Source organism: Novosphingobium sp. PY1 (assembly GCF_017312445.1).
In the GTDB taxonomy this organism is placed as follows: Bacteria; Pseudomonadota; Alphaproteobacteria; order Sphingomonadales; family Sphingomonadaceae; genus Novosphingobium.
Map to the genome: position 1 here is coordinate 740,737 of NZ_BLTI01000008.1, position 26,150 is coordinate 766,886.

Genomic DNA, 26,150 nt, shown 5'->3' on the forward strand with positions numbered 1-26,150 from the left:
TGCGCCCCTCCACCGTCATTTGAATAAGGTAGGAGGGGCGCCCCCCCTACCTTCGCAAAGGTGGGCATGATTAACTCACATCAAGCAGCGGCTTCAAATAATGCCCCGTGAATGAGCGCTTGTTCTTCACCACCTGCTCGGGCGTGCCTTCCGCAACGATCTCACCGCCGCGCACGCCGCCTTCCGGGCCGAGGTCGATGATCCAGTCGGCGGTCTTGATGACGTCGAGGTTGTGTTCGATCACCACTACCGAATTGCCCTGGTCGACGAGGCGGTGGAGCACTTCGAGGAGCTTGCGCACGTCCTCGAAATGCAGGCCGGTGGTCGGCTCGTCCAGAATGTAGAGCGTCTGCCCGGTGGAGCGGCGGGCCAGTTCCTTGGCCAGCTTCACGCGCTGCGCCTCGCCGCCCGAAAGCGTCGTCGCCTGCTGGCCGACCTTGACGTAGCCCAGCCCCACTTCGTTGAGCATGTGCATCTTGTCGCGGATCGGGGGCACGGCCTTGAAGAACTCTTCCGCGTCCTCGATCGTCATGTCGAGCACGTCGGCGATGGAGTGGCCCTTGAACTTCACTTCCAGCGTCTCGCGGTTGTAGCGCTTGCCGTGGCATTCCTCGCAGGTGACGTAAACGTCGGGCAGGAAGTGCATCTCGATCTTGATCAGGCCGTCGCCCTGGCACGCCTCGCAGCGGCCGCCCTTGACGTTGAAGCTGAAGCGCCCGGGCTTGTAGCCGCGCGCCTCCGATTCCGGCAGGCCGGCGAACCAGTCGCGGATCTGGGTGAAGGCGCCGGTGTAGGTCGCCGGGTTGGAGCGCGGGGTGCGGCCGATCGGGGACTGGTCGATCTCGATCACCTTGTCGCACATCTCCAGCCCGGTCACCCGGTCGTGCGGACCCGCGATCATGCGCGCGCCGTTCAGCGTGCGCGCGGCGGCGGCGTGGAGCGTATCGAGCGTGAGGCTGGACTTGCCCGAGCCGGAAACCCCGGTGACGCAGCAGAAGGTGCCCAGCGGGAACTTCGCGGTGACGCCGGTGAGGTTGTTGGCCCGCGCGTTCTCCACCGTGACGAAGTGGCCGTTGCCCTTGCGGCGGGTCTGCGGCACCTCGATCCGGCGCGCGCCGGTGAGGTACTGGGCGGTGAGGCTCTGCTTGCTCTTGAGCACCTGCTTGAGCGTGCCTTCGGCCACCACCTCGCCGCCGTGGACGCCCGCGCCGGGGCCGAGGTCCACCACGTGGTCGGCCGCGCGGATCGCGTCCTCGTCATGCTCGACGACGATGACCGTGTTGCCAAGGTCGCGCAGGCGCTTGAGGGTTTCCAGCAGGCGGTCGTTGTCGCGCTGGTGCAGGCCGATGCTCGGCTCGTCCAGTACGTAGAGCACGCCCGAGAGGCCCGAGCCGATCTGGCTGGCGAGGCGGATGCGCTGGCTCTCCCCGCCCGACAGCGTGCCCGAGGTGCGGTCGAGGTTGAGATAGTCGAGCCCCACGTTGTTGAGGAAGCCGAGGCGCTCGTTGATCTCTTTCAGGATGGCGCGGGCGATCTGCTGCTGCTGGTCGGTGAGCTTGCCTTCCAGTTCGCCGAACCACGCGAAGGCGTCCGCCACCGAAAGCCGCGCGGCATCGGCGATGTCGCTATCGGCAATGCGCACGGACAGCGCCTCGGGCTTGAGGCGCTTGCCGTCGCAGGTCTCGCAAGGCTGGGCGGTCTGGAACTTGGACAGCTCCTCGCGCATCCAGGCGCTGTCGGTCTGGATCATGCGGCGGTTGAGGTTGCCGATGACACCCTCGAACGGCTTGTTGACGGTGTATTCCTTGCGCCCGTCCTTGAAGGTGAGCGGGACCGGCGCGCCCGCGGTGCCGTAGAGGACGACGATCTTCACCTCGTCGGGCAGGTCCTGCCAGGGCGTGGTGAGGTCGAAGCCGAAGTGCGCGGCAAGGCTGGAGAGCACCTGCATGTAATAGGGGCTGGGCGGGTTGGACTTGGCCCAGGGCACGATCGCCCCCTGCTTGAGCGTCAGGTTCTCGTTCGGGACGACGAGCTGCGGGTCGAACAGCAGCTTCTCGCCCAGGCCGTCGCAGGCCGGGCACGCGCCCTGCGGGGCGTTGAAGCTGAACAGGCGCGGCTCGATCTCCTCGATGGTGAAGCCGCTGACCGGGCAGGCGAACTTCTCGGAAAAGACGATGCGGTTGGGCGGCAGGCCCGCGCCCTTGAGGTTGCGTCCCTGCGCTTCCTCTTCCTCGCGGCCCGGGACGTTGCCGTCGGCAAGGTCGACATAGGCGAGCCCGTCGGCCAGCTTGAGCGCCTGCTCGAAACTGTCGGCAAGGCGCGTCTGGATGCCCTCCTTCACGGCGATGCGGTCGACCACCACCTCGATGTCGTGCTTGTACTTCTTGTCGAGCGCGGGGGCGTCCTCGATCGCATGCATCTCGCCGTCGATGCGCACGCGGGTGTAGCCCGCCTTCTGCCACTCGGCCAGTTCCTTGCGGTATTCGCCCTTGCGGCCGCGCACGACGGGGGCAAGCAGGTAGAGGCGCGTGCCTTGCGGCAGGGCCATGACCCGGTCGACCATGTTGGACACCGTCTGCGCCTCGATCGGCAGGCCGGTGGCGGGCGAGTAGGGAATGCCCACGCGCGCCCACAGCAGGCGCATGTAGTCCCAGATCTCGGTCACCGTCGCCACCGTGGAACGCGGGTTGCGGCTGGTGGTCTTCTGCTCGATCGAGATCGCGGGAGAAAGCCCGTCGATATGCTCGACATCGGGCTTCTGCATCATCTCGAGGAACTGACGGGCATAGGCGCTCAGGCTCTCGACATAGCGGCGCTGGCCCTCGGCATAGATCGTGTCGAACGCCAGGCTCGACTTGCCCGAGCCCGAAAGGCCGGTGATGACGATCAGCTTCTCACGCGGAAGCGCAATGTCGAAGCCCTTGAGGTTGTGCTCGCGCGCGCCGCGCACGGTAATGTGGGAGAGACTCATGGGGAGCGTGTGTTCCAGATTTGTTCGCGTCGATCAAGCGGCGGGGTGACTTGCCCGCAAGATGGGATGCAAACGGTTTATCGCAATGGCTTTGCATCGCCCCGGACGAATTGGCAAAACGCGCGCAGGGTTCAGGTGAAGGTCTAAAAGATCATGCAGCGTTTTGGTTTCCTGTGCGCAGCGGCGCTGGCCGCGGCGACATTGTCCGGTCCGGTCCATGCGGACGATCCGTACGAGAAACTGACGCCCGAGGAACTCGCCCGCGACAAGGCGACGATCCGCCGCCTCAACCGCGAACAGCTCGACTACGTGCGCAAGCGCGACGCGCAATATGCCAAGGGCTGGCGCGCCTACGACGACGCCCGGCGCTCACCTGACTATGGCGAAAGCCGCTATGCCCGGCAGATGCGCGACTACGAGTCCGACCGCCGCGACTACGAGCGCGCGATGGCCGACTGGCGCGAAGACGTCGCCGCCTGCCGCGCCGGCTACTACTCACGCTGCCGCCGCTGAGGCGGGCGAGTCCCCGGGCTGACTTGCGCCCGGCTGCATCTTCCCTTCGTCATTCCCGCACAGGCGGGAATCCAGCTCTCGATGCGCGCTATCGGGCGTCCTGCCACAGCCCAGCTTTCCCCGCGCCGGCGAATTCCCGGTTTACACGCTGGCGCCCTGTCGCACGCAGGATGCAAGCGAACAAACTCTTGAGTCGTCCCCTTCCCCAATACAGCGAATGCGCGTAAAAATGTCGCGGGACACCAAGAAGACGATTCGAATTTTACAAGTAACGGTAACTCCAAGTAATTTTATTTCAGACAGCACTTCAATACCGGGGTGAGTCGAGGGGTTTCTGAATTCTGTAAATCATTTCAGCGTCGTAGTGAGGATATCACGCGGCGCTCAGGTCTTGTCGGGCATATTGCCACATCTACCGATTCCGGGTCGCCTGGAACTTCTCGAGCCGCAGGTTGCAGAGCCTGACGGTCCTTGCCCTGCGCGTCATATCGTCAGGAGACGAACCATGAAGAGAATCCATGCCGCCATCCTCGCCGCGACAATGTTCGCCATCGCAACTCCTTCGCTTGCCGACGTCGTGGTGAAGGACACCGCCTGGTCCAGCCTTCCCCATCGCGAAGTGCGTTTCAATGACCTCAACCTCGATACCCCCCAGGGCATCGACAAGCTCAATGTGCGCATTTCCGCTGCCGTAAGGACGGTCTGCGGCCAGCCCGATGCCCGTATCCCGCGTGAAGTTGCCATGACCCACACCTGCCGCGACCAGTCGCTGCAACGCGCCTTTGCCGATCGCGATTCGATCCTGGCCGCGCGCCTTGCCGCCCGGGACGATCCGAGTCGGCTCGCCGCGCTCGATACATCGATCGCCATTGCGGCCCGCTGAGGAACGGGCGCCGAAGGACCGCCCACCCCCTTCACACCGGACGGTCGACTGAACCGGAAGGCAGGGAACGCTCGCACGCTCCCTGCCTTCGGTCACCCCGTGAGGCAAGCATCGGGNNCCCGATGCTTGCCTCACGGGGCGGCTAACCTAAGATGGGGGCATGAGAAAACTTCCCCCCGTTCTCGCCGCAGCCCTGCTGGCTGCCAGTTCCCACCCTGCCCTTGCCAAAGTCTCGGTCGATGCCGACCGGATCGCGGCCGACGTCAAGACGCTTGCCTCCGATACTTTCGAAGGCCGCGCGCCCGGCACCGCGGGCGAGGACCGCACGATCGGCTACCTGATCGCGCGGTTCCAGGACCTTGGCCTGCAACCCGCCGGCCCGGACGGACAGTGGGTGCAGACCGTCCCCCTGCTCCACACGAAGCTTGAAAAGGCGCGGACCCTGGCCTTTACCGGCCCCAAGGGCGCGATGCCGGTCGAACAGGCCAAGGACCTTTACGTCTCCACCGTGCGGCCCGACGACATTGCCGCCATCGAGAACGCGCCCGTCGTCTTCGTCGGCTATGGCGTGAATGCGCCCGAGCGCGGCTGGGACGACTTCAAGGGCGCGGACCTGAAGGGCAAGGTGGTCGTCTTCCTCGTCAACGATCCCGACTTTGCCGCGAAGCAGGGCGAGCCGGCAGCAGGCAAGTTCGGCGGCCGGACGATGACCTATTACGGGCGCTGGACCTACAAGTTCGAGGAAGCCGCGCGGCAGGGCGCGGTGGGCGCGCTGATCGTGCACGACACGCAAGGCGCGGGCTACGGCTGGAACGTCGTCGTCAGTCCGGGCGGCGAGAACTACGACATCGTGCGCAAGACCGAGGACCTGACAAGCCTGGCCCTGCAGGGCTGGCTATCGGGCGATGCGGCCAAGCGCCTGTTCGCCAGTGCCGGGCTGGACCTAGCCAAACTATCGGCGGCGGCGCGGCGGCCCGATTTCCGGCCGGTCCCGCTCAAGGGCGTGACTTTCGCTGCCGACGTGCCGGTAACTCACGAGCAGATCGCCAGCCACAACGTGCTCGCGCGCATCGAGGGCACGACGCGCGCCGACGAGGTCGTGATGTTCGGCGCGCACTGGGATGCCTACGGCAAGGGCGAACCCGACGCGCAGGGGCGCATCTACCGCGCCGGGGCCAACGACGACGCGCTGGGCATCGCCGCGATGTTCGAGATTGCCCGCGCCATGAAGGCCGAACCCGCACCGCAGCGCAGCGTCGTCTTCGCCGCGTGGACGGCCGAGGAACGCGGGCTGCTCGGCTCCGAGTTCTATGCGGCCAACCCGGTCTATCCGATGGAAAAGACGGTCGCGAACCTCGCCATCGACATCCTGCAGACGGCAGGCGCGGCGAACGACGTCGTGCTGGTGGGCAAGGGTCAGGACACGCTGGAGGACGACATGGCGCGCGTCGCGGCCACGCAGGGGCGCACGGTGACGCAGGAAAGCCTGCCAGAGCGCGGACTGTTCTACCGCGCCGACCATTTCTCCTTCGCCAAGCGCGGGGTGCCGGTCATGCTGCTGATGGGCATTGCCGGGGCGGCTGACCTCAAGCAGGGCGGCACCGCGGCCGGTCAGGCGTGGATCGATGCCTATACAGGCAACTGCTACCACCAGGCCTGCGATGCATGGTCGAGCGACTGGAACCTCGACGGGGCCGTGCAGGACATCGACCTGATCGGCACCATCGGCGAGGAACTGGCGAACTCTGGCAAGTGGCCGCAGTGGAAGGCCGGCTCGGAGTTCAAGGCGATCCGCGACAGAAGCGAAGGCGTGCGGCAATAACCATGCGCCTGCGCCTTCCGATCAGCGCGCTGCTGGTCCTTGCGCTTTCGGCCTGTGGCGGCGGGGTGAAGTTCCGCCCCGTCAGCGACACGCCGGTGCGCGTGGGCCCGCCCTACAAGATCCGCGGCGTGACCTATACGCCCGCCGCGGACCCGCATTACGACATGCTCGGCTATGCGACGTGGTACGGCAACGAGTCCGGCAACCAGACCGCCAATGGCGAACGCTTCCGGCCCGACTGGGTGACTGCCGCGCACAAGACGCTGCCGCTGCCCAGCTATGTCGAGGTTACCTCGCTCGATACCGGTCAGCGCATTATCGTGCGGGTGAACGATCGCGGGCCCTTCGGCGAAAGCGCGCGGATCATCGACCTCTCGCGCGGGGCCGCCGAGCTGCTGGGCGTGCGCGCCAGGGGCAAGGCGGCGGTGCGGGTGCGCGTGGTCGAACCGACCGAGCGCGACCGCGCGGCCCTGCGCGAAGGCAAGGCCGCAAGCAAGCTGCCGCCGATCCCGGAGCGCACGCTGGCCAACCTGCAGGCGCAGTTCGCCCGCGGGGTCGGCTCGCGCTGAGGCCCCGGCCTTACTCGGCCGCTTCGAGCTGGGCGTAGGCGTCGGCTTCCTTGCCGATCAGGATATCGGCCAGGAACCAGTAGGCCTCACCCCAGGCGGCCAGCACTTCGTCGCTGGCGGCATCGCCCAGCACGTCGCGGATCGCCGGAAGCAGGGCATCGGCGACGTAAGGGTAATGCTCGGCCTTCACCCCGGTCTCGACATGGCGCTGGACCATGCGCTGCACCGGCGCGGTGAGGTTCTGCAGCTTGTCCACGTTCTGCGCATAGGCAAGGATCGCGGCGGCAAGTCGGCGCGGCTGTTCGCCGGAAACCTGCGCGGCCTGGTCGAACATCGCCTTCACTTCCTCGTTCACGAACAGGCGCTCGTACATGCGGGTGGTGATGGCGACGCCGTGCTCCTGCAGCACGGGCGCGGTGGCCTTGACGATGGCGACGGTCTGTTCGGAAAGCGGCTGAGCCATGACGAATCCCCTAAAAGATGCAAACTGGATGCATCTATACAGCGCGACTAAAAGATGTAAATAGGAAGCATCATTATTTCGGAGACCCGCCTTGCGCCTTACCGCGCACACCGATTACGCCTTGCGCATCCTGCTCCACGCCGCGCTGACGCAGGCGCAGGACCCAGACGCCCTGCTCTCGATCGCGGCGGTGGCTAAGGCCCATGCGATTTCGCGCAACCATGCCATGAAAGTGGTCAATGCGCTGGGCAACGCGGGCCTGCTGGAGACCCTGCGCGGTCGCGGCGGCGGCTTTCGCCTCGGCAGGCCGGCCGACGAGATCCGGCTGGGCGACGTCGTGCGCCTGACCGAGCCGAACCTGCAGCCCGCCGACTGCGGATCGTGCGTCATGCAGCGCCACTGCGGCCTGATCTCGCCGCTCGACCGGGCGGTGCATGCCTTCCTCGCCGAACTGGACAAGCAGACGCTGGCCCAGGCCGCGGTGGAATCGCGCCTTCCCGCCATGGCCGCGCCGCTCTGACGGGAACTTTCAGCGCCCCTGCACGTTCTCCTCCATGCGAGAGGAGAAAACGCAATGGACACGACCAAGATCGGACAAGAGATCCCCTATCGCCGCAAGAACGATCCGCGCAGGACCGGCTCGCTGATTTTCGATCGCGAGCGCGACGATCATGTGCGCGACAATGAAGGCGGCGAAGAGATGAAGGTCTGGTCCGGCGGACACTTCAAGAAGAGCTGACCGCCGGATCGACAGCCCCCTGCGCAAGTTTCCGCCGACGCAACAAATGTTCGTCTGGCGCAGGGGGCGCATGGTGTTTGGAACAGCCCTGCTCCCGCTTGCAATCGGTGGCCTGCTGACGCGCGTGCGCAACGTGTTCGACCAGCTCGTTTCGGCCAATACCAACGACACGCTCGATGCCCTCGATACCGCGATGTCGCCCAAGCTCGCCGCGCCGTCCCTCGAGACGGGGAGGAAATCCGGGCTGCGGCATGGCGGCCGGTCCCGCTCATCCTGAGCCTGCCGAAGGACAGGCACCAAGGCCGCCCTAACGCGCGTCCAGCGTAAAGGGCGAAGGCTGCCCCAGCGACAGGGCACGCTCGCCCGGATCGCCCAGCCAGCGTGCCGGGCAGTTCCAGACCCGGTGGATCACTTCACGGGCCAGCGCGATCTCGGGCGGGCCCTCGGCCTCGACCCTGCCGTTCTTGAGCACCACCACCTGATCGGCGTGGTTCATTGCCGTCGCCAGGTCGTGCAGCACCAGCACGACACCGCGCCCGGCCCTCGTCTGCTGGCGAAAGCGCCGCATCAGGGCGGCGGCATGGGCAAGATCGAGATTGGCGAAAGGCTCGTCGGCCAGCACCCAGCCAGGGCGGGTCGCCAGGACGCGCGCCATCAGTGCCCTTGCCCGCTCGCCGCCCGACAGACGCGAAACCGGGCGATGGCGAAGGGCTTCGAGGTCCATCGCGGCAATCGCCTCGTCGATGGCTTCCTGCGCCTCCTTTGCCGGGGCATCCTTCCACGGCAGGCGGCCGATCGAGACCAGCACTTCGACCGAAACGTCCCAGGCCACTTCGGGCGACTGCGGGAGATAGCCGATCCACTGCGCACGCTGGGCCGTCGAGCATTGCGACAGGGGCCGTCCGCCCAGCTGGACATCGCCCACATCGGGCCGCAGCAGCCCGGCCATGCACGAAAGCAGCGTCGACTTGCCCGCGCCGTTGGGGCCGCAGATCGCCGTGACCATCCCGCGACGGCACTGCAAGGACACGCCGTCGAGCCGGTTCTTCACGCTCAGGTTGCTGGCGCCAAGGCTCATGCCAGTTCCTGACGCATCTTGAGCAGCAGGTGCAGGAAGAACGGCGTCCCGAGCAGGCTGAGGGCGATGCCGAGACGCAGTTCGCCCCCGGCCAATGGCAGCACGCGGCACAGGCAATCGGAAATGAGCAAAAGCAGCGCGCCTGCCAGCGCGCTCGGGACGATCAGCGAGGACGGGCGGTGGTCGGTAAAGGGGCGCACGAAGTGGGGCACCATCAGGCCGACGAAACCGATGATCCCGGCCACTGCCACGCCCGAGCCGACCGTCAGGCCGATGCCGATGATCATCATCGCCTGCAGCTGGAACGGCTCGACCCCCAGCGAGCGCGCCGCGGCTTCGCCCAGCGTCAGGGCATTGAGGCTGCGCCCGGCGGCCAGGAGCACGCCGATCCCCGCGGCGGTAAGCGGCAGGGCGATCCAGACTTCGCGCCAGGAGCGGTCGGCAAGCGAGCCCATCGTCCAGGTGACGATCTCGGTCATGGCGAAGGGCGATGGGCTCAGGCTGATCGCAAGGCTCATCAGCGCGCCGGCAAGGCTGGAGACCATCAGGCCCGCCAGCGTGAACAGCGCGACGCCGCCGCTGCGACCGGCAATCAGTGCCAGCAGCGTCATCGCTCCGCAGGCCCCGGCAAGCGCGAAGACCGGCAGCAGCCACGGCGAGGCGGCATAGCCGGTCCAGAAGCTGAGCACCGCGCCCAGCGCTGCGCCGGGTGCAATGCCGAAGAGACCCGGGTCGGCCAGCGGATTGCGCAGGAAGCCCTGCATCGCGGCTCCGGCAGCGCCCAGCCCCGCGCCCACCACCAGCGCCAGCACCGCGCGCGGCAGACGCAGCTGGACGAGGATGATCGAAGCATTGTGCGCCGTCGGCGAAAAGGGATCGATCCACACGCGTCCGGCGAGCAGTGAAAGCGGCACGGCCACCAGCAGGCCGGCCAGCAGCAGGAGGACGAGGCGCGGGTTCATCGCACCCGTGCCGTCCGCATCGCCGCGTCCTGCCGGTCCAGTTCGCGCCGGGCGCGTCCGAGCGCGTCGATGGCGCGCGGGATCGTCGGGCCGCCGCACCAGAGGATCGAACGATCGAGCGGAAAACGCTTCATGCGGCTCAGGCTCGCGAGAGCGGGGTGATGCAGCATGCGGTCCTCTTCGGCCAGCGGATTGCCAACTGCGAAGACGACGCGCGGCGGATCGGCCAGTACTTTCTCGAGCGGCAGGAAATCGGCCTGCGAAAGCCCGCGTGCACTGGCCGCGTTCGTAAAGCCGGTGTGCTTCATCATGTCAACGATCAGGGTGTCGTCACCTGCGACCAGCCCTGCCGATTCCCAGACCAGCGCCGGTACGGGCGTAGCGCCCCGGGCCGGCGCGGCGCGGGCCAGCGCCTCGTCGATCCGGCCGATCAGGCGCTTGCCCAGTTCGGGATGGCCGGTGAGGCCCGCAAGTTCCCGGATCTGGCCGCGCGCAGCCTCAAGGTCCGGCGCAATCGGCATCTTCACCACCTTGAAGCCCAGCTCGTCGAGCGCGCTGGCCGTGGCGGGCGGCAGGAAACTGCTGGCGACAACCACTTTCGGGCCGATGGCGGCGACTTCCTCCACCGTGCCCGAGACCGCGCGGTAACGGCGCGCCTTGGCAAGGTCCATCGAAGTGGACTGGGCATCGTGGCTGTAGCCCGAGATCGCCAGCAACTGGCCCGGCCCGGTCACTTCGGCCAGGATCGCATCGGTGCAGGGATTGAGCGAGACGATGGTCGGGTGGGCCGGATCGCCCCGCGCGGCAAGCGGGGCGGCCCCGGAATGGCCACCCCCGCAACCCGATATGCAGGCCCATGCCAGCGCAAGGACCCCGGCGCGGACCAGGGCCCGCGCCAGATGCTTCCCTCCGGTCCTCCCGGACTGCGGGGGAAGCGACAGGGTCACATCTTCACCCGAACCCCGGCATAGGCCGAGCGGCCCGGCGTGCCGTAGCCCGAGACCGTCGTGTAATCGGCATCGGTCAGGTTCTCGATGCGCGCGAAGACTTCGTAGCGCTGCGCTATCGTGTAGCTCGCCCGCAGGGTCGCGGTCACGTAACCGTCCAGCGGGGTCGTATTGTAATTGTCGTTGTAGCTGTCGGACACCATGCGGATATCGCCGCCCAGCGTCAGCCCTTCAAGCGGCGCGTCCCAGTCGGCCGAGACGGTGAGTGCATTGCGCGGACGGCGGGCAAGGTCGTTGCCCCGGTTGAGATCGCCGGCCGTGCGGTTCACCGACTTGACGTAAGTATAGACCGCGCTGGCACGCAGGCGCTCGGAAACCCGGGCGCCCAACTCGATCTCGGCGCCGGTTGCGCGGGCCTTCCCGACATTGGCATAGAAACCGTAGCGGCCATCCCCGCAAAGCGCATCGCTCGATCCGAAGCACGAGACGTAGTCGATCAGGTTGCGGCTGTCGCGGCGAAAGCCGGTGACCGCGAAGTGCAGCGGGCCGTTGCGGTCGCCATACTCGATCCCGGCATCGTAGCTGCGGCTGCGCTCGGGCATCAGGTCGGGATTGCCGTATTCGGAGAACAGCTGATAGAGCGTGGGCACCTTGAAGCCTTCGCCGTAGGAGGCGCGGATGCGCCAGCCCGCCGCCACGGTGACGCTGCCGTTGGCACCGAAGGTCCACTTGTCGCCGAAATTGGAGTGGTCGTCGTAGCGCACGCCCGCGGCCAGGCTGAACAGATTGCCGTAGTAGCCGAGCAGGCCATGCACGCTCGTCAGTTCCGCGTCGGCGCGAATGCGCGAGCCGTAGAGGAAATCGTCGGACTTGATGTGCGACCATTCATGGGCGCCCCCGAAGTCGAGCCGGACGGCATCGGTGGCGTCGTAGGAGCCACTCAGTTCCGCCCTTTCGCTGCGGCCCTGCGTTTCGGAATTGAACTGGTCCGAGATCGTCGGGTCGTAGTAACGGCGGCGGGTGTCCGAAACCTGATAGCCTGCATCGAGCGTGAGCGCATCGCCGGTCCACGTCAGCCCCGCGCGGCCGCCCAGCTCGCGGGTCTTCTGGTACTCGGGCGTATCGGCGAAAGTGTAATCCGGCGCCGGATAGCCATCGAGGTCGAGCGTGCCATCGGTAAAGCGGCCCACCACGCTGGCGGTAAGGCCCGGCACCAGATCGACGTGGGCACGGCCACCGGCCCGCCACTGCCTGAAGCCGTCGGCCTCGGTACCGGACGCCGCCTGGCTGATGCCATCGGTGCGCATGTAACCGCCATTGAGGTTGACGCCGTAGGTCTCGCCGGAAAGCCCGGCCGAAACCTGCCCGTCGAAGCTGTCGCGCGCGCCATACTCTGCCGAGCCCTCGACGCCGTTGACGTCGCGGCTGGTGATCGCCAGCACGCCGCCGATGGCTTCCGATCCCCAGACGACCGAGTTCGAGCCGCGCAGCAGTTCGACCCTGCCGACCGGCCCGGTCATCAGGTTGCCGAAATCGAACCCGCCGCTGGGCGCGGCAATGTCCGCAACGCGCAGGCCGTCGACCAGCACCAGAAGCTGCTGGGAATTGGCGCCGCGCACGAACAGGCTCGTCGTCCCGCCGATGCTGCCGTTACGGCTGAAGGTCACGCCCGGCAGGCGCTCCAGCACGCGGGCGACGTCCGGCCCCTGGATGGAATCGATCTCCTCGCTGCCGACGACGCTGACGGGCTGCCCCGCCTGATCGACGCGCAGCGCGCTGCCGGTCGCGATCACCGTGATCGCGTCACCCAGCGGAACGAACGGCGCGACATCGGCCTCATCGGCAAGAGCGGGGGAAACAAGAGCGGGTGTGGACACGGCAAGCGCGGTGCCGAGCAGATACAGATACTTCACGTACAAACCTCCAACCTGAACGAAGCGTCGCTCGTGGCTGAGGCCGCGCCTTCACGGCGCATGACTCGCTGCATTCCGGTCCAACCCGCCCGGCGCGGAACGACCATCACTGGCAGGTCTCCTGGCTCCCGGATCATAGCGCCGCCCCACCTTCCCGGCATCCTTGTGACAAGACGCCAGTGGCCAATCGGGACGGAACTCCCCGGTCACAGTTGCGGGGACAGCGCCGGAATCGAACCGGCTTCCCTCTTAGGTCCGGCAAGCCGGACAACCCGTGACGTGGCCGGGCGGATACTGCGGTGTTGCAGGCTTTGCAAGCACGGCCGCGCAAGTACCTGCCCGCGCAACCGGTTTGTTTACCGGTTAAGGCTACAAGGCGGCGGTGTGTCGCTTCGGGACGGCGACCACGGAGCGGATGCGCCGGATCGATAGGCGGGTTAGGCGCAGGATGCGCCGACGAGCCACGTTGACGGGGCGCACGTTGAAGTGGCGCACATTGACGGTGCGCACTTTGACAAGGCGAGCGAAAGGAACCGAGTGACCGAGCCACCTGCCCTGATGGCCCTGATCGGCGAAAGCGAGGCGCGCCCGCGCGACTTCGCGGCCCGGTTCGAGCGCGGGCGCAGGAACCGGCATGCGCACCGCGCCCATCTGCAGCGGCGCTGGAGCGTGGCTGCTGCAGGCCTTGCCGCCATCGCCCTGCCTGCCTTCGCCTCACCGGGACACTGGGACCGCTTCACCATCGCCGCTGCCACGGCCGAGGCGCAGACCCCCGAGCCGATGCCCTTCGAGCGCGCCGGATCGAGTTTTCCCGGCTCCGCCTTCTATTACCTCGAACAGGAAGCCGCGCCCCTGCAGGTGGGCGAAGGCATCCATTCCGACGCCGGGGACGCGGACGCACCGGCCCCTGAAGCCCGCGCCCCTGCCCGCCCGCTCACCATCGATGCCAGCGGCATCGACCGCACCCGCGCGCTGCAGTGCATGACCGCCGCCATATACTATGAAGCCGCAAGCGAGGCCGAAGCCGGCCAGCGTGCGGTTGCGCAGGTCGTGCTCAACCGGGTGGCCCACCCGGCCTATCCCAATACCGTGTGCGGCGTGGTCTACGAAGGATCGGAACGCTCCACCGGCTGCCAGTTCTCGTTCACCTGCGACGGCTCGCTCGCCCGCAAACCTTCGCGCTATTTCTGGGACCGGGCGATGCAGGTCGCCCGCGCCGCGCTGTCGGGCTACGTCTATGCCCCGGTCGGCCTGGCGACGCATTACCACACCGTGCAGGTCCATCCCTACTGGGCTGCGAGCCTCGATTACCTCGGCACCATCGGGGCGCATCGCTTCTACAGCTTCCATGGCGCGGCGGGCCGCCCGGGCGCCTTCCGCTTCGCCTACCTGGGCGGCGAACCGGCAGCCGCGCCGCACCCCCGCGACACCGCTTCGCCCACCATGGCGGCGGCAGACACGCTCGATCCGGTGGCGATCCAGCGCAAGTTCGATGCGCAAGGGGCAGCGCCGACTGCCGCGACAAGCCCGATCGAGACAGCCGCCGCCAAGACCGCGCCCGCGCCGATCTATTCCAGCGCCATTCGCGAACGCGGCGGCGAAGCACTCTACCGGGCGCAGAAGCTGCCCGAAACCGGCGACATCAAGCCGCAATACGCCAATAGCGGCCGCTGGATCGCCCAGCCGGGCACCTGACCCGGCGCGACCTGTCTCCTTTCGGGGCACCGTGAGGCCATGGCAAGAATTCGGCAACCATAGGCCATTACAAACACTTAGAGCATCATCGTCATAAGGGTGGCGATCAGAACAACGACACAAAGGGCCCGCCTGACATGACGATCCGCTTCTCCGCTGCCTATGGCGGAAAAAGTCCAGCGATTGTGCGTGCCCTGTGCCCCTCCGCCCCCCTGGGCGCAGTCAACGACAATGGCTGCAGGCCCATTCTCGGCGGCTCCGCCCGCCGCGCCATCGCTGCCTATTCGGAACAGATGCACCTGCCGATGCAGGCGGCGAACGACCAGCGGATGCTGACCGAGGCCCTGCGCCACTTCGCCCGCCACGGCCTCTCGGCCGCTGCCCATGCGCGCGAGAACGCGGAAGCCGCCAAGGCCGCCAGCGACGAGGAAGCGTGCCGCTGGTGGATCTCGATCTGCCGCCAGCTGGACCGCCGCATGGCCGACGCCCTGGCGCGCAAGATCGCCCGCCACGGCTGATCCTGCGGCGGCGAGACGGCCGCGCCCCATCGTCGCAGGTAATGCCGCGCGCGATACCGATCCTTCGCCAGGCTCGGGATGAGCGGTGCGTGTGGGGTGAGCACAGCCGCTCCGAATCGCGACGGCGCGCAAGCCCCTCAAGTCCGCGCATCTTGCCCTTCCGGCGATTCGCCCCGAGCCTCTTGCAATGCCCTGGCTTCGGTGAGAGACATGTCCCGCGCCGCGCAAGACTTACGCAAACCTTGCCAAATCGTTGAAAATTCGCGCTTGGCGGTCCTGTTTTATCGCCACTATTGCAATTGCGAACTATTATCAATTAAAAGTGCCCGCTTGCGCCCTGCCCGCGTCGTTTCGCGGTTGCAATGTCGGTGCGAGGGGCGTAGGGCCCGCTTCGCAACTGACGGCACCTGCCTTATGCGGGACAAAGCAGGCCGCCTTTCACGTCCGAGGTCCCGCCATTGGGAAGGACAAGCACGCATCATGGCTCGTAAGAAGATTGCCCTTATCGGCGCCGGCAACATCGGCGGCACCCTCGCGCACCTCGCTGCGCAGAAGGAACTGGGCGACATCGTCCTGTTCGACATCGCCGAAGGCATCCCCCAGGGCAAGGCTCTCGACCTGTCGCAGTGCGGTCCCGTCGAAGGCTTCGACGCCGCCATCACCGGCACCAATGACTACGCCGACATCGCCGGCGCCGACGTCATCATCGTCACCGCTGGCGTTCCCCGCAAGCCGGGCATGAGCCGCGACGACCTGCTGGGCATCAACCTCAAGGTGATGAAGTCGGTCGGCGAAGGCATCAAGCAGTACGCTCCCGACGCTTTCGTGATCTGCATCACCAACCCGCTCGACGCGATGGTCTGGGCGCTACGCGAATTCTCCGGCCTGCCCCACAGCAAGGTCGTCGGCATGGCCGGCGTGCTGGACTCGGCGCGCTTCTCGACCTTCCTCGCCTGGGAATTCGGCGTTTCGGTGCGCGACGTCACCAGCTTCGTGCTGGGCGGCCACGGCGACACCATGGTCCCTGTCGTCGAGTACTCGACCGTCAAGGGCATCCCCGTTCCCGACCTCATCAAGATGGGCAAGTCGACCCAGGAGCGCATCGACGAGATCGTCAAGCGCACGGCCAACGGCGGCGGCGAGATCGTCGGCCTGCTCAAGACCGGCTCGGCGTTCTACGCTCCGGCCGCTTCCGCCATTGCCATGGCTGAATCCTACCTCGGCGACCAGAAGCGCATCCTGCCCTGCGCCGCCTACCTCGAAGGCCAGTACGGCGTCGACGGTCTCTACGTCGGCGTGCCGGTGAAGATCGGCAAGGACGGCGTCGAGGAAGTCATCGAGATCTCGCTCGACGAGAAGGCCAAGGCAGGCCTGCAGGTCTCGATCGACGCGGTCAAGGAACTGCTGGTAGCCTGCAAGGGCATCGACGGCTCGCTGGCCTGAGGAAATAGCCGTCGTGCGATGCGGGCCTGACAATCTCGCCAGTATCGCACGGCGCAAATAGTTTCTTGGAACCTCCCCAGCCAATCAGGCTGCTTCCACGATCAGGAACAGGAAAAGATCCATGTCCATTCTCGTCGACAAGAATACCAAGGTCATCACCCAGGGGATGACCGGCAAGACCGGCAGCTTCCACACCCAGGCCGCGCTCGACTACGGCACGCAGATGGTTGCCGGCGTCACCCCCGGCAAGGGCGGCACCGAACACCTCGGCCTGCCCCAGTTCGACACGGTTGCCGAAGCCAAGGCCGTGACCGGCGCCAATGCCTCGTGCGTCTACGTTCCGCCCTCGGGCTGTGCCGACGCGATCCTCGAAGCCATCGATGCCGAAATCGAACTGATCGTCGCCATCACCGAGGGCGTTCCGGTTCTCGACATGGTTCGCGTCAAGCGCGCCCTGACCGGTTCGAAGTCGCGCCTCATCGGCCCCAACTGCCCCGGCCTGCTCACCCCCGGTGAATGCAAGATCGGCATCATGCCCGCCAACATCTTCTCGAAGGGTTCGGTCGGCGTGGTCTCGCGCTCGGGCACGCTGACCTACGAAGCCGTGTTCCAGACCACCAATGCGGGCCTCGGCCAGACCACCGCTGTCGGCATCGGCGGCGACCCGGTCAACGGCACCAACTTCATCGACGTGCTCGAACTCTTCCTCGCCGACGACGAGACCAAGTCGATCATCATGATCGGCGAAATCGGCGGCTCGGCCGAAGAAGAAGCCGCGCAGTTCCTCAAGGACGAGGCCAAGCGCGGCCGCAAGAAGCCGATGGCCGGCTTCATCGCGGGCCGAACCGCCCCTCCGGGACGCCGCATGGGCCACGCCGGTGCCATCGTCTCGGGCGGCCAGGGCGGCGCCGAAGACAAGATCGCAGCCATGGAAGAAGCTGGCATCCGCGTTGCGGCCAGCCCCTCGCTGCTCGGTGAAACCCTTGTGGAAGCCCTCAAGGAATTCGCCTGACGATCAGGTCGGTGCATGTGTCCGGCGGGGCCCGCCCCGCCGGACCCTGCGCCGGGTCGCCAAGTACAGGCAGAACCATAACTGCATAGACGGCCAGCCAGGTTTTCCTCCCCGGGAACCAGCCGGCTTCCAATTGATTGCTCGGTAACGTCGGGCTGTTAATCCGACGAGGTAAGGTGATTCCGATGGGCAACGAAAATCTCGATTTCACTCCGGACCTCGGCATGGACGAACCCCAGCCCGGACCGAGCTGGCAGCGCAGCAACTGGCCGCGCGTAGGGGCCGAGTTCGAGGACGACCTCACCCAGGGTCTCGATCCCACGGCCCTCAAGGTCCAGATCGAAAAGGCAGCTGCCAAGGGCGGCAAGAAGGTCGATCAGGCCAGCCTCGACCAGGCTGCCGCCGACGCGATCCGCGCCATGATGCTGATCCGCACCTATCGCGTGCGCGGTCACCTGGCGGCGGACCTCGACCCGCTCGGCCTCAACCAGCGCAAGCTGCCCCAGGACCTCACCCCCGAATACCACGGCTTCACCGGCGACGCGCTCGACCGGCCGGTGTTCGTCGGCGGCAACCTCGGCCTCGAGTGGACCACGGTGCGCGAACTGGTGCAGATCCTGCGCGCCAACTACTGCGGCAAGGTCGGCCTCGAATACATGCACATCGCCGATGTCGAGGAACGCCGTTTCCTCCAGGAGCGGATGGAAGGCGCCGACAAGGAAATCGAGTTCACCCCCGAGGGCAAGAAGGCGATTCTTCAGGCCGTCGTGCGCGGCGAGCAGTACGAGAAGTTTCTCGGCAAGAAGTACGTCGGCACCAAGCGCTTCGGCCTCGACGGCGGTGAATCGATGATCCCGGCGCTGGAGTCGGTGATCAAGTACGGCGGCGCCCAGGGCGTCAAGGAAATCGTCTACGGCATGGCCCACCGCGGCCGGCTCAACGTTCTCGCCAACGTGATGGCCAAGCCCTACAAGGTCATCTTCCACGAATTCTCCGGCGGCACCGCCAACCCCGAGGACGTCGGCGGTTCGGGCGACGTGAAGTACCACCTGGGCACTTCGACCGACCGCGAGTTCGACGGCATCAAGGTCCACATGAGCCTGATGCCCAACCCCTCGCACCTCGAAACGGTCGACCCGGTCGTGCTCGGCAAGGTCCGTGCCTACCAGGTCTTCCACGACGACATCGGCGACGACGTGGGCCCCGGCGCCAAGCACAAGCAGGTCCTGCCGGTGCTGATCCACGGCGACGCGGCCTTCGCCGGCCAGGGCGTGGTGTGGGAATGCTTCGGCCTTTCGGGCGTTGCCGGCTACAACACCGGCGGCTGCATCCACTTCGTCATCAACAACCAGATCGGCTTCACCACGACGCCGAACTTCGCGCGCAACTCGCCCTACCCGACCGACGTCGCCAAGGGTGTCCAGGCGCCGATCCTGCACGTCAACGGCGACGATCCGGCCGCGGTGACCTTCGCCTGCAAGCTGGCGATCGACTATCGCCAGACCTTCGGCCGCGACATCGTGATCGACATGTGGTGCTACCGCCGCTTCGGCCATAACGAAGGCGACGAGCCCAGCTTCACGCAGCCGCTGATGTATGCGCAGATCAAGAAGCACCCCTCGGTCAGCACGATCTACGCCGAGCGCCTGAAGGCCGAAGGCGTGATCGACGACGCCTTCCTTGCCGAGACGGTGGAAGGCTTCAACAACCACCTCGAAGAGGAATTCGAGGCGGCCAAGACCTACAAGGCCAACCATGCCGACTGGTTCGGCGGGCGCTGGAGCGGCTTCAACAAGCCGGTCGATCCGGAAACCGCGCGCCGCAACGTGCATACCGGCATCGAGGGCAAGCTGTTCGACAGCCTCGGCCGTACCCTCACCACGGTCCCCGACGACCTGACCATCCACAAGACCCTCGCCCGCGTCATCCAGGCGAAGGACGAGATGTTCAAGACCGGCGAGGGCTTCGACTGGGCCACCGCCGAAGCGCTCGCTTTCGGCAGCCTCGTCTCCGAAGGCTACGGCGTGCGCCTGTCCGGCCAGGACTGCGAACGCGGGACGTTCTCGCAGCGCCACGCCGTCTGGGTCGACCAGAAGACCGAGCGCAAGTACACGCCGCTCGAAACCCTGCCCCACGGCACCTTCGAGGTTCTGAACTCGACGCTTTCGGAATACGGCGTGCTCGGCTTCGAGTACGGCTATGCCAGCGCCGATCCGAAGACCCTGGTCCTGTGGGAAGCGCAGTTCGGCGACTTCGCCAACGGCGCGCAGATCATCATCGACCAGTACATCGCCGCATCGGAAGCCAAGTGGCTGCGCGCCAACGGCCTCGTGATGCTGCTGCCGCACGGCTACGAAGGCCAGGGTCCGGAGCACTCCTCCGCCCGCCTCGAACGCTACCTGCAGCTCTGCGCCTCGGACAACATCCAGGTGTGCAACATCACCACCCCGGCCAACTACTTCCACGTGCTGCGCCGGCAGATGCACCGTCCGTTCCGCAAGCCGCTGATCATCATGACGCCCAAGTCGCTGCTGCGCCATCCGATGGCGAAGTCGCCGGCTTCGGACTTCGTGGGCGAAGGCCACTTCTTCCGCATCCTGTCGGACCCGAAGGCGCCGAGCGACGAGAAGACCAAGAAGGTCATCCTGTGTTCGGGCAAGGTCGCCTACGACCTGTTCGAGGCGCGCGACCAGAACGACATCGACGACACCCAGATCATCCGCATCGAGCAGCTCTACCCCTTCCCGGGCGAACCGCTGGCCCTGCGCCTCTCGCGCATGAAGAACCTCGAGGAGATCGTCTGGTGCCAGGAAGAGCCTAAGAACAACGGCGCCTGGTTCTTCGTCGAATCGCTGATCGAGGAATCCGCCAAGGAAGCCGGCATCTCTGCGTGCCGTCCGCGCTATGCCGGCCGCGGCGCCTCGGCCTCGCCCGCAACCGGCCTTGCCAAGCGCCATGCCGCCGAACAGGCCGCGCTGGTGGCCGATGCACTCCACCTTTCCGTCCGTGACGAACTCCGACGCAAGCAGAAGGCTTGAGATAACCCATGTCCACCGAAGTCAAGGTCCCCACGCTCGGCGAATCCGTTTCCGAGGCCACCATCGGCCAGTGGCTGAAGCAGCCCGGCGAGGCGGTTGCCGCTGACGAGCCGATTGCCAGCCTCGAGACCGACAAGGTCGCCATCGACGTCATGGCCCCGCACGCGGGTGTCATGGGCCAGCAGCTCGCAGGCGAAGGCGACACCGTCACCGTCGGTGCGCTGATCGCCACCATCGAGGAAGGTTCGGGCTCGGCCCCGGCTCCCAAGAAGGAAGCCGCCGCGAAGAGCGACGCTCCGGCCCCTGCCGCTGCTGCGCCCGCCGCCGCTCCGGCCGCTGCCGAAGACGCACCCTCGGGCGCCTCGGTCCTCTCGCCGGCAGTGCGCCGCGCGGTGCTGGAATACGGCATCGATCCCTCGACCATCAAGGGCACCGGCAAGGACGGGCGCATCACCAAGGACGACGTGATCGCCGCCGCCAAGAACAAGCCGGCTTCCGCGCCTGCCTCGGCCGCTCCGGCCGCATCCGCCGCGCCCGCGCGCAAGGAAGAGCGCGTCAAGATGACGCGCCTGCGCCAGACGATCGCCAAGCGCCTCAAGAGCGCGCAGGACAATGCCGCCCTGCTCACCACCTTCAACGACGTCGACATGTCGGCGGTCATGGAAGCGCGTGAGAAGTACAAGGACGTCTTCGCCAAGAAGCACGGCATGAAGCTCGGCTTCATGTCCTTCTTCGCCAAGGCCTCGGTCCTTGCGCTCAAGGACATCCCGGCGGTCAACGCCCAGATCGACGGCGACGAGATCGTCTATCACGACTATGTCGACATCTCGATCGCGGTCTCGGCCCCGAACGGCCTCGTCGTCCCGGTCGTGCGCGACTGCGACAAGCTGGGCTTCGCCGGCATCGAGCAGGCCATCGCCGACTACGGCAAGCGCGCCAAGGAAGGCACGCTGACCATGGAAGACATGAAGGGCGGTACCTTCACGATTTCCAACGGCGGCGTGTTCGGCGGCCTGATGTCGACCCCGATCATCAACCCGCCGCAGTCGGCGGTGCTGGGCCTCCACCGCATCGAGGACCGACCGGTCGTGCGCAATGGCGAAATCGTCATCCGTCCGATGATGTACATCGCGCTGTCCTACGACCACCGCATCATCGACGGTCGCGAGGCGGTCACCGCGCTCAAGACCATCAAGGAAGCGATCGAGGATCCCACGCGTCTCCTGATTGACCTTTGATCCCGATCACCCCGCCCACCTTCGAAGATCGACGGACCGGGCGGGGTTTTCACTTGTGCTGAAATGACTATTTTCCCCTCGTGCCGCACCTGCTTCGGGCACGAGCGTACGGAGGCCTCACATGGCTGATTACGATTACGACGTCCTTGTCATCGGTGCCGGCCCGGGCGGCTACGTTGCCGCGATCCGCGCCGCGCAGCTCGGCCTCAAGACCGCCTGCGCCGAAGGGCGCGAGACGCTGGGCGGTACCTGCCTCAACGTCGGCTGCATTCCCTCCAAGGCGATGCTCCATGCCTCGGAATACTTCGAGCAGGCCGCCAGCGGCGCGATGACCAAGCTGGGCGTCAAGGTCACGCCCGAACTCGACCTGGAGGCCATGCACGGCCAGCGCCGCGATTCGGTGAAGGGCCTGACCGGCGGCATCGAGTTCCTGTTCAAGAAGAACAAGATCGACTGGCTCAAGGGCTATGCGCAGTTCAAGGACGCGCACACCGTCGAAGTTGCCGGCAAGTCGGTAACCGCCAAGAACATCGTCATCGCCACCGGCTCCTCGGTCACCCCCCTGCCCGGCGTCGAGATCGACAATGACAAGGGCGTCGTCGTCGATTCGACCGGCGCGCTGGAACTGGCTTCGGTTCCCAAGAAGATGGTCGTCATCGGCGGCGGCGTGATCGGCCTCGAGCTCGGCTCGGTCTGGCGACGCCTCGGCGCGGAAGTGACCGTCGTCGAATTCCTCGACCAGCTCCTGCCCGGCATGGACGGCGAAGTGCGCAAGGAAGCGGGCAAGCTGTTCAAGAAGCAGGGCATGACGCTCAAGCTGGGCACCAAGGTGACCGGCGTCGAAGTGAAGGGCAAGAAGGCCAGGGTCACCGTCGAGCCAGCCGCGGGCGGCGATGCCGAAGTGATCGAGGCCGACGCAGTGCTCGTCTCGATCGGCCGTCGTCCCAACACCGAGGGCCTCGGCCTCGACAAGATCGGCCTCGAGCTCAACCAGCGCGGCCAGATCGAGACCGACCACGACTTCGCGACCAAGGTCGACGGCGTCTGGGCCATCGGCGACGTGATCCCCGGCCCGATGCTGGCGCACAAGGCCGAGGATGAAGGCATTGCCGTGGCCGAGAACATCGCAGGCCTCACCGGCATCGTGAACCACGACGTCATCCCCGGCGTGGTCTATACTTTCCCCGAGATCGCCGGCGTCGGCCTGACCGAGGAAGCGGCCAAGGAGCGCGGTGCAGTCAAGGTCGGCAAGTTCCCGATGCTCGCCAACTCGCGTGCCAAGACCAACCACGAGCCCGACGGCTTCGTGAAGGTGATCGCCGATGCCGAGACCGACCGCGTGCTCGGCGTGTGGTGCATCGCCTCGGTTGCCGGCACGATGATCGCCCAGGCCGCGCAGGCCATGGAATTCGGCGCGACCAGCGAAGACATCGCCTATACCTGCCACGCGCACCCGACCCATTCGGAAGCGATCAAGGAAGCGGCGATGGCCGTGACCGGCAAGCCAATCCACATCTGACCGTCTATTGCAGACTGACATGAAGGCCGGTGCTGCCCCGCAGCGCCGGCCTTTTGTCTTTCCGGCTCCCGGTGCAGATCGCGTGCAGCACGACAACGAGACTCTCGGGAAACAATCGGGAATTGAAGCGGCTCTATCCGGGATATGATTATTTTTTGATCACTATTGCCTAATTTTTAAGCAGATAGAGATGGATTGATATGTCGCTGGCCCTGATTCCCCTTGCCCTCGTCACTGCAACCGCTCCCACCCACTCCATCGACATCCACCACAGCGGTGCGAACCATGCCGTAGAGTATCGCGGCGTGATCGAGACCAATGCGAAGATCCGCAGGACGGGCGCCCCCACCCGCGCCCACAGCACCCGCTGCGATCTCACCGCTACCGTCTCCGTCGAGCGCCACATCATGATGGGCGCGAGCACGCCGGCGCTGACCAGCACGATTGCCCCCACCAAGGTTCTCGAACAAACCGCATACGGCCCCTGCGCGAACGCGGCGGAACGTCTCGAAAAGCTCGTGGCCGCACATCACGGGAAGATCTTGAAATTCCTCGCCTCTGCTGCAGAAGCGGACCGCCCGTCTGCGCTTGCCGCCATAGAGGCGGTGCGTTCGCTGGCCGTCAATTGAATCGAACCAAGGAAAAGACTTGTCCCTTAACCCACACTACGCCCTTGCCGTTGCCCTGCCGCTAATCCTCGCAGCCGCCCCGGCCTGTGCGCAATCCATGGAGCAGACCGGCGCCAGCATCGAGGCCACGACCGACTATCGCGAGGACGGCCTGAGCTGGAGCGACAGCGCCCCGGCCCTGCGCGCCGAAGGCACGCTCGCCCTGAGCCATGATCTCTCGATCTCGGCCAGCGTCGCCACCCTGCGCGGCAGCCGGCGTCACGGCGGCAGCGATTGGGGCTTCACCATCGCCCCGCGCTATTCCACCACGGCGGCGGGCTGGGATCTTTCCGCAGGGATTGCCGGCCACCTGTTCGCCGGGGCCGATGATGGTGCGAAGGGCCTCGACTACGTGGAACTGGAAGGGCGCGCAGCCCGCACGCTGGGACCGGCACAGCTGGCCCTGGGCGTCAGCTACGCGCCGTCTCAGGATGCCATCGGCGGCAGCTATGGCCATGCCGGCGCCGACCTTGGCGTCGGCCTGCCCGGCACGCCGATCACCGCCTATGCCGGCGGCGGCTACGCCTTCGGCAATTCGAACGGCGATGCCAGGAGCACGCGCCTGCGTCCGGACGGCAACTACGCCAACTGGTACATGGGCGCCGAGCAGAGCTTCGGGCCGATTGCGGTGGGCGTGCTCTACTCGGACACCTCGATCAACCGGCACCGCGCCGCAGCCGTGGAATATGGCGACAAGGGCACGGGCGAACGCCTGAGCGCCTACGCCCGCGTCTCCCTTTAACCCCTTGCCCCCGCAGGACCAGCCTGCGGGGGATTCCCGAGACACTCGCCGCGCGCCGAATGCATGCCTGCGCGCGGCGAGCCGAAGAACGCATTCTCCCGTCACTCGTTTACCCGAGGCTGCGCCTCCACCGGTCGAAAGCCGATGGAATGCGCCGCCCCGATCGGCGAGTTCGCTTTCCGGGGCCGGTCCCCGGGCGATGCCCTGCACCGGCCCCGGATCGCGGGTCGCACCGCCGCAAGAGGCCCCACGGCGCAGGGCAGGAGTAGCGTTTGAACAGGATCGAATGTCTCGACGGCCTGCGCGGCCTTGCCGCGCTGTGGGTACTGATCGGCCATTGCCTGATCCTTACCGGCTTTTCCCTCCCGATTCTCGGCAAGCCGGACCTGGGCGTCGACCTGTTCATCCTGCTGTCCGGCTTCCTGATGACTTTCCAGTTCCAGCTGCGAAAGGACAGGGAAGACTGGGCACGCCCCGCCACCTGGGCTGCCTTCTGGACCCGGCGCTTCTTCCGGATCTCGCCGCTCTATTTCGTCCTGCTCGCCGCCGCGTTGCTGGCGGGCAAGGCGATCTACGCAGACCGCGTCGTGATCGACAGTTTTCTCGGCCAGCCCCTGCAGGCGCCGGAGCGCTATACCGACGCGAGCGCCTCGAACATCGCTCTCCACATCACCTACCTGTTCGGCCTCCTGCCCGAATATGCCTTCCGCACACCCCTGCCCGACTGGAGCCTCGGGCTGGAGATGCAATTCTACGCAGTGTTCCCCTTCGCCGTACTCCTTGCCGGACGCTTGGGCTGGATAAGGACCGCGCTGTGCGTCTCGATCCTCTCGGTATCGATTGCCCTGCTGGCGGGCGCGCTGGGCGCGGCCTATCCGATGCCTTCGTTCCTGCCGCTCAAGATGCACCTGTTTGCCGCCGGCATGCTCATCGCGGCGGCGCTGGAAAGGCAGCAGGCGGCCTGCCTCGCCGCCGCTGCCGTGCTGGTAGCCATCCCCATCGGCGGCAAGACCGACCTGCTCCACCTCGTCGTGCGCGAGGGGATCTTCCTCGGCTTCTTCGCGCTGGTGCACTGGCGGGCGATACCGTGGATCGACCGCCTGTCCCGCCTGCTCGGAGCGCCGCCGTTCCACTGGCTGGGCGAGCTGTCCTACGGCGTCTATCTCGTCCACCTGCTGGTCCTGCACCGCGTTGCCGCCTGGACCATCGAGGAATGGGCGCAGGACATGCCCGCGGCCGCCCGCTTCACCCTGACTTTCGCGATCACCGCGCCCATCGCCTACGGGCTGGCCTACGCAAGTTATCGGCTGGTCGAGCTGCAGGGACAATCGCTTGGCCGGGCCGTCATCGCCCGCTTCGGCCGGCGCAAGCTTGCGCGCCAGACCCGGGCAGAAGAATACGCTGCCCCCTGAGGCAG

23 protein-coding genes and 1 riboswitch are annotated in these 26,150 nt (G+C 66.5%); of the genes, 17 read left to right on the top strand and 6 right to left on the bottom strand.

Annotation, left to right across the window (positions count from 1 at the left end):
- Positions 1 to 70: 70 nt before the first annotated feature.
- Entirely contained in the window at positions 71 to 2,971 is a 2,901-nt protein-coding gene (gene uvrA / locus J3474_RS14895) for an excinuclease ABC subunit UvrA (protein ID WP_207094686.1), read from the bottom strand.
- Between the two features lie 153 nt (positions 2,972 to 3,124).
- Here uvrA and J3474_RS14900 point away from each other — a divergent pair, with 153 nt between their 5' ends.
- The 4 genes from J3474_RS14900 (at position 3,125) to J3474_RS14915 (ending at position 6,758) form a co-directional block, all read left to right on the top strand.
- Positions 3,125 to 3,484 carry a hypothetical protein gene (locus tag J3474_RS14900; protein ID WP_207094687.1) on the top strand — a complete coding sequence of 120 codons (360 nt, stop codon included), beginning with the start codon at positions 3,125 to 3,127 and terminating at the stop codon, positions 3,482 to 3,484.
- A gap of 505 nt (positions 3,485 to 3,989) precedes the next feature.
- Entirely contained in the window at positions 3,990 to 4,367 is a 378-nt protein-coding gene (locus J3474_RS14905; RefSeq protein ID WP_007011814.1) for a UrcA family protein, read from the top strand.
- A 160-nt stretch (positions 4,368 to 4,527) separates the two neighbouring features.
- Complete coding sequence (locus J3474_RS14910) at positions 4,528 to 6,189, top strand: M28 family metallopeptidase (RefSeq protein ID WP_207094688.1); 1,662 nt, start codon at positions 4,528 to 4,530, stop codon at positions 6,187 to 6,189.
- Positions 6,190 to 6,191: 2 nt separating this feature from the next.
- Positions 6,192 to 6,758, top strand: coding sequence for a septal ring lytic transglycosylase RlpA family protein (locus J3474_RS14915; RefSeq protein WP_007011816.1), 567 nt, complete (start codon positions 6,192 to 6,194; stop codon positions 6,756 to 6,758).
- Between the two features lie 10 nt (positions 6,759 to 6,768).
- Here J3474_RS14915 and J3474_RS14920 read toward each other — a convergent pair whose 3' ends face one another.
- Positions 6,769 to 7,221: a globin domain-containing protein gene (locus J3474_RS14920; RefSeq protein WP_007011817.1), complete on the bottom strand. Its 453-nt coding sequence runs from the start codon at positions 7,219 to 7,221 to the stop codon at positions 6,769 to 6,771.
- A 91-nt stretch (positions 7,222 to 7,312) separates the two neighbouring features.
- On the opposite strand from J3474_RS14920, the gene J3474_RS14925 reads away from it, so the two are divergent.
- The 3 genes from J3474_RS14925 to J3474_RS14935 are packed head-to-tail and all read left to right on the top strand — an operon-like array spanning position 7,313 to position 8,237.
- Positions 7,313 to 7,741 (top strand): Rrf2 family transcriptional regulator, encoded by a 429-nt coding sequence (locus J3474_RS14925; RefSeq protein WP_207094689.1) that lies wholly within the window; start codon positions 7,313 to 7,315, stop codon positions 7,739 to 7,741.
- 54 nt (positions 7,742 to 7,795) lie between these two features.
- The gene (locus tag J3474_RS14930; protein ID WP_007011819.1) at positions 7,796 to 7,960 is read left to right on the top strand and encodes a hypothetical protein; all 165 of its coding nucleotides are present in this window, start codon (positions 7,796 to 7,798) and stop codon (positions 7,958 to 7,960) included.
- A 46-nt stretch (positions 7,961 to 8,006) separates the two neighbouring features.
- Positions 8,007 to 8,237 (top strand): hypothetical protein, encoded by a 231-nt coding sequence (locus J3474_RS14935; protein ID WP_207094690.1) that lies wholly within the window; start codon positions 8,007 to 8,009, stop codon positions 8,235 to 8,237.
- 30 nt (positions 8,238 to 8,267) lie between these two features.
- Here J3474_RS14935 and J3474_RS14940 read toward each other — a convergent pair whose 3' ends face one another.
- From J3474_RS14940 to J3474_RS14955, 4 genes are read right to left on the bottom strand one after another with little or no spacing between them, the layout of a single operon-like run.
- Complete coding sequence (locus tag J3474_RS14940) at positions 8,268 to 9,038, bottom strand: ABC transporter ATP-binding protein (RefSeq protein WP_207094691.1); 771 nt, start codon at positions 9,036 to 9,038, stop codon at positions 8,268 to 8,270.
- Entirely contained in the window at positions 9,035 to 10,000 is a 966-nt protein-coding gene (locus tag J3474_RS14945; protein ID WP_207094692.1) for an iron ABC transporter permease, read from the bottom strand. Before J3474_RS14945 ends, J3474_RS14940 begins: the two co-directional genes overlap by 4 nt.
- The gene (locus J3474_RS14950; RefSeq protein WP_207094693.1) at positions 9,997 to 10,947 is read right to left on the bottom strand and encodes an ABC transporter substrate-binding protein; all 951 of its coding nucleotides are present in this window, start codon (positions 10,945 to 10,947) and stop codon (positions 9,997 to 9,999) included. The genes J3474_RS14945 and J3474_RS14950 overlap by 4 nt, the downstream gene beginning before the upstream one ends.
- Positions 10,944 to 12,860 carry a TonB-dependent siderophore receptor gene (locus J3474_RS14955; RefSeq protein WP_207094694.1) on the bottom strand — a complete coding sequence of 639 codons (1,917 nt, stop codon included), beginning with the start codon at positions 12,858 to 12,860 and terminating at the stop codon, positions 10,944 to 10,946. The genes J3474_RS14950 and J3474_RS14955 overlap by 4 nt, the downstream gene beginning before the upstream one ends.
- 93 nt (positions 12,861 to 12,953) lie before the next feature.
- Positions 12,954 to 13,151: riboswitch (cobalamin riboswitch) on the bottom strand.
- 195 nt (positions 13,152 to 13,346) lie between these two features.
- Between J3474_RS14955 and J3474_RS14960 the strand changes: the two genes are divergently transcribed.
- The 10 genes from J3474_RS14960 to J3474_RS15005 all read left to right on the top strand — a co-directional run bounded on the left by J3474_RS14960 (position 13,347) and on the right by J3474_RS15005 (position 26,145).
- The gene (locus J3474_RS14960; protein WP_207094695.1) at positions 13,347 to 14,555 is read left to right on the top strand and encodes a cell wall hydrolase; all 1,209 of its coding nucleotides are present in this window, start codon (positions 13,347 to 13,349) and stop codon (positions 14,553 to 14,555) included.
- A 137-nt stretch (positions 14,556 to 14,692) separates the two neighbouring features.
- Positions 14,693 to 15,073, top strand: coding sequence for a hypothetical protein (locus tag J3474_RS14965; protein WP_007011827.1), 381 nt, complete (start codon positions 14,693 to 14,695; stop codon positions 15,071 to 15,073).
- A gap of 480 nt (positions 15,074 to 15,553) precedes the next feature.
- Complete coding sequence (mdh, locus tag J3474_RS14970) at positions 15,554 to 16,516, top strand: malate dehydrogenase (protein ID WP_007011828.1); 963 nt, start codon at positions 15,554 to 15,556, stop codon at positions 16,514 to 16,516.
- Between the two features lie 121 nt (positions 16,517 to 16,637).
- Entirely contained in the window at positions 16,638 to 17,528 is an 891-nt protein-coding gene (sucD, locus tag J3474_RS14975) for a succinate--CoA ligase subunit alpha (protein WP_013832957.1), read from the top strand.
- A 185-nt stretch (positions 17,529 to 17,713) separates the two neighbouring features.
- The gene (locus J3474_RS14980; protein WP_207094696.1) at positions 17,714 to 20,566 is read left to right on the top strand and encodes a 2-oxoglutarate dehydrogenase E1 component; all 2,853 of its coding nucleotides are present in this window, start codon (positions 17,714 to 17,716) and stop codon (positions 20,564 to 20,566) included.
- An 8-nt stretch (positions 20,567 to 20,574) separates the two neighbouring features.
- On the top strand, positions 20,575 to 21,804 hold the full coding sequence (gene odhB / locus J3474_RS14985; RefSeq protein WP_207094697.1) for a 2-oxoglutarate dehydrogenase complex dihydrolipoyllysine-residue succinyltransferase: 1,230 nt from the start codon (positions 20,575 to 20,577) through the stop codon (positions 21,802 to 21,804).
- A gap of 121 nt (positions 21,805 to 21,925) precedes the next feature.
- Positions 21,926 to 23,323, top strand: a complete 1,398-nt coding sequence (gene lpdA / locus J3474_RS14990; protein WP_207094698.1) for a dihydrolipoyl dehydrogenase — start codon at positions 21,926 to 21,928, stop codon at positions 23,321 to 23,323.
- Between the two features lie 200 nt (positions 23,324 to 23,523).
- A complete protein-coding gene (locus tag J3474_RS14995) occupies positions 23,524 to 23,952 on the top strand; it encodes a hypothetical protein (protein WP_207094699.1) in 429 nt (142 codons plus the stop codon).
- 19 nt (positions 23,953 to 23,971) lie between these two features.
- Positions 23,972 to 24,733, top strand: coding sequence for a TorF family putative porin (locus J3474_RS15000; RefSeq protein WP_207094700.1), 762 nt, complete (start codon positions 23,972 to 23,974; stop codon positions 24,731 to 24,733).
- Between the two features lie 272 nt (positions 24,734 to 25,005).
- The gene (locus J3474_RS15005) at positions 25,006 to 26,145 is read left to right on the top strand and encodes an acyltransferase (RefSeq protein ID WP_207094701.1); all 1,140 of its coding nucleotides are present in this window, start codon (positions 25,006 to 25,008) and stop codon (positions 26,143 to 26,145) included.
- The last annotated feature ends 5 nt before the right edge of the window (positions 26,146 to 26,150 follow it).

Bases quoted from the DNA above. Each gene is read 5' to 3' on its own strand.
- uvrA (WP_207094686.1), bottom strand. From the start codon at position 2,971: ATGAGTCTCTCCCACATTACCGTGCGCGGCGCGCGCGAGCACAACCTC.
- J3474_RS14900 (WP_207094687.1), top strand. From the start codon at position 3,125: ATGCAGCGTTTTGGTTTCCTGTGCGCAGCGGCGCTGGCCGCGGCGACA.
- J3474_RS14905 (WP_007011814.1), top strand. From the start codon at position 3,990: ATGAAGAGAATCCATGCCGCCATCCTCGCCGCGACAATGTTCGCCATC.
- J3474_RS14910 (WP_207094688.1), top strand. From the start codon at position 4,528: ATGAGAAAACTTCCCCCCGTTCTCGCCGCAGCCCTGCTGGCTGCCAGT.
- J3474_RS14915 (WP_007011816.1), top strand. From the start codon at position 6,192: ATGCGCCTGCGCCTTCCGATCAGCGCGCTGCTGGTCCTTGCGCTTTCG.
- J3474_RS14920 (WP_007011817.1), bottom strand. From the start codon at position 7,221: ATGGCTCAGCCGCTTTCCGAACAGACCGTCGCCATCGTCAAGGCCACC.
- J3474_RS14930 (WP_007011819.1), top strand. From the start codon at position 7,796: ATGGACACGACCAAGATCGGACAAGAGATCCCCTATCGCCGCAAGAAC.
- J3474_RS14935 (WP_207094690.1), top strand. From the start codon at position 8,007: ATGTTCGTCTGGCGCAGGGGGCGCATGGTGTTTGGAACAGCCCTGCTC.
- J3474_RS14940 (WP_207094691.1), bottom strand. From the start codon at position 9,038: ATGAGCCTTGGCGCCAGCAACCTGAGCGTGAAGAACCGGCTCGACGGC.
- J3474_RS14945 (WP_207094692.1), bottom strand. From the start codon at position 10,000: ATGAACCCGCGCCTCGTCCTCCTGCTGCTGGCCGGCCTGCTGGTGGCC.
- J3474_RS14965 (WP_007011827.1), top strand. From the start codon at position 14,693: ATGACGATCCGCTTCTCCGCTGCCTATGGCGGAAAAAGTCCAGCGATT.
- mdh (WP_007011828.1), top strand. From the start codon at position 15,554: ATGGCTCGTAAGAAGATTGCCCTTATCGGCGCCGGCAACATCGGCGGC.
- sucD (WP_013832957.1), top strand. From the start codon at position 16,638: ATGTCCATTCTCGTCGACAAGAATACCAAGGTCATCACCCAGGGGATG.
- J3474_RS14980 (WP_207094696.1), top strand. From the start codon at position 17,714: ATGGGCAACGAAAATCTCGATTTCACTCCGGACCTCGGCATGGACGAA.
- odhB (WP_207094697.1), top strand. From the start codon at position 20,575: ATGTCCACCGAAGTCAAGGTCCCCACGCTCGGCGAATCCGTTTCCGAG.
- lpdA (WP_207094698.1), top strand. From the start codon at position 21,926: ATGGCTGATTACGATTACGACGTCCTTGTCATCGGTGCCGGCCCGGGC.
- J3474_RS14995 (WP_207094699.1), top strand. From the start codon at position 23,524: ATGTCGCTGGCCCTGATTCCCCTTGCCCTCGTCACTGCAACCGCTCCC.